Source organism: Stenotrophomonas sp. STEN031, from assembly GCF_056759975.1.
Map to the genome: position 1 here is coordinate 1 of NZ_JBRREA010000117.1, position 2,604 is coordinate 2,604.

The 2,604-nt window shown below is 63.6% G+C and carries 1 protein-coding gene; it reads right to left on the minus strand.

The window, feature by feature from the left end; translation table 11 throughout:
- Positions 1–208: 208 nt before the first annotated feature.
- A partial coding sequence (locus ACVOLQ_RS22405) for a methylmalonyl-CoA mutase family protein (RefSeq protein ID WP_481529350.1) occupies positions 209–2,604 on the minus strand: 2,396 nt, incomplete at its 5' end.

Here is a 2,604-nt window from a genome sequence, read left to right on the forward strand (position 1 = left end):
CCCGCCGCCCTCACCGCCCCCCCCCGCCCCGCCCGTGCTGGCCCCCCCCGCGGCGGCGCGTCGCAACACCGGCCACCGCTCCGCGGGGGCGGCCCCCCCCACTACATGTTCGGGTCTCCCTGTAAGGCCTCTGCCGAGCATGGCTCGGCACTACATTAAGGCGCTTGCCGAGCATGGCTCGGCACTACATTCGCCTTTGGCGGGTCGCTTACATATTGCGACGGTACTCGCCGCCTACGTCGTACAGGGCGTGGCTGATCTGGCCGAGGCTGTGGGTCTTGACTGCCTCGATCAGCGCTTCGAAGACATTGCGACGGTCGCGCGCGGTCTTCTGCAGGTAACCCAGGCCATGACCGTCGTGCACCTCACCGGCCGCTGCCGCACCTTCGATCTCGTGCGCATGCGAGGTCTCCCCCACCGGTGCCAGCGCATTGCGGTTGCGCTGCCAGTTGTGCACGTTCTCGATCTGTTGACCCTTCTCTTCCTCGGTGGAGCGGATCAGCTCGATCTCGGTGGCCACTTCGCCGGCATGCTCCTTGGGCAGGAACATGTTGACGCCGACCAGCGGCAGGCTGCCGTCGTGCTTCTTGTGCTCGTAGTACAGCGATTCTTCCTGAATCTTGCCGCGCTGGTACATGGTATCCATCGCGCCCAGCACGCCACCGCGCTCGCTGATCGCCTCGAACTCCTTGTATACCGCCTCCTCGACGATATCGGTGAGTTTGTCGACGATGAAGCTGCCCTGCCACGGGTTCTCGCAGAAATTCAGCCCCAGCTCCTTGTTGATGATCATCTGGATCGCCACCGCGCGGCGCACGCTTTCCTCGGTCGGCGTGGTGATCGCCTCGTCGTAAGCGTTGGTGTGCAGGCTGTTGCAGTTGTCGAACAGCGCATACAGCGCCTGCAGCGTGGTGCGGATATCGTTGAACTGGATCTCCTGCGCGTGCAGCGAGCGGCCCGAGGTCTGGATGTGATATTTCATCATCTGGCTGCGCTCGTTGGCACCGTAGCGCTCACGCATTGCACGCGCCCAGATGCGGCGAGCCACGCGGCCGATCACCGTGTACTCCGGGTCCATGCCGTTGGAGAAGAAGAACGACAGGTTGGGCGCGAAGTCGTCGATCTTCATCCCACGCGCCAGGTAGTACTCGACGATGGTGAAGCCATTGGACAGGGTGAAGGCCAGCTGGCTGATCGGGTTCGCGCCGGCCTCGGCGATGTGATAGCCGGAGATCGACACCGAGTAGAAATTGCGCACCTTGTGGTCGACGAAGTACTGCTGGATATCACCCATCATCCGCAGCGCGAACTCGGTGGAGAAAATGCAGGTGTTCTGCGCCTGGTCTTCCTTGAGAATGTCGGCCTGCACGGTACCGCGCACGGTGGACAGGGTTTCTGCCTTGATCCGCGCATAGGTATCGGCATCCACCATCTGATCGCCAGTGACACCCAGCAGGGCCAGGCCCAGGCCGTTGTTGGTCGGCGGCAACTCACCGTGGTACTGCGGACGTGAGCGGCCTTCGAAAAGCTTCGCGATCTTCTCTTCCGCCTCGGCCCAACGCGCGGGATCTTCCTGCAAGTATTTCTCGATCTGCTGGTCGATGGCGGTGTTCATGAACATCGCCAGGATCATCGGTGCCGGGCCATTGATGGTCATCGACACCGAGGTGGTTGGCGCGCACAGGTCAAAGCCGGAGTACAGCTTTTTCATGTCGTCCAGCGTAGGAATATTGACGCCGGAGTTGCCGATCTTGCCGTAGATGTCCGGGCGCGGCGCCGGGTCCTCGCCGTACAGGGTGACGCTGTCGAAGGCCGTGGACAGGCGCGCGGCCGGCTGGCCCACGCTCAGGTAATGGAAGCGGCGGTTGGTGCGCTCCGGCGTGCCCTCACCGGCAAACATGCGGATCGGGTCTTCGCCGCTGCGGCGGTACGGGTAAACGCCGCCGGTATACGGATAGGAGCCGGGCAGGTTTTCCTTCTGCAGGAAGACCAGCAGCTCGCCCCAGCTGCGATAGGTGGGCGCGGCGATCTTGGGGATCTGCTGGTGGCTGAGCGATTCGCGGTAGTTCTCGACGCGGATGGTCTTGCCGCGCACCTGGTACTCGTTGACCGGCTCGGTGATCGACTTCAGCCGTGCCGGCCACTCACGCAGCAGGCGCAGTGCGTCCGAATCCAGCGATTGCACGGCATCGTTGTAGCGTTGGCGCAGAGTGCGGATGCTGTTGTCGACGCCTGCATCGGTCAGTGCATCACCTGCGTACAGGTCCAGGGCACCCGGCTGCGCTGCATCACCCAGCTCCTGCAGCGCCTGCCAAAGGCTCTGTGCACGCTCGGCCACTTCTGCCTGTGATTCAATGCGGGCGTTGATGCCACGGCCCTGCTCGGCGATCTCGGCCAGGTAACGCACGCGGCTGCCCGGGATCAGGACGGTTGCGCGCGGCTCTTTGAGGGTTGTGTCGATGTTGGGGGCGAGATCAAAACCGGGGTGAGAGTACCGGTTTTGCGGCAAAACCCGGCGGAGTGCCCGGGGTTTGATTAGCCTTGGGCGCAAACAAACGCCCAGGGGTGGGGACGTGCAGCGAGTGGCCGGGTACTTGTGAGGGG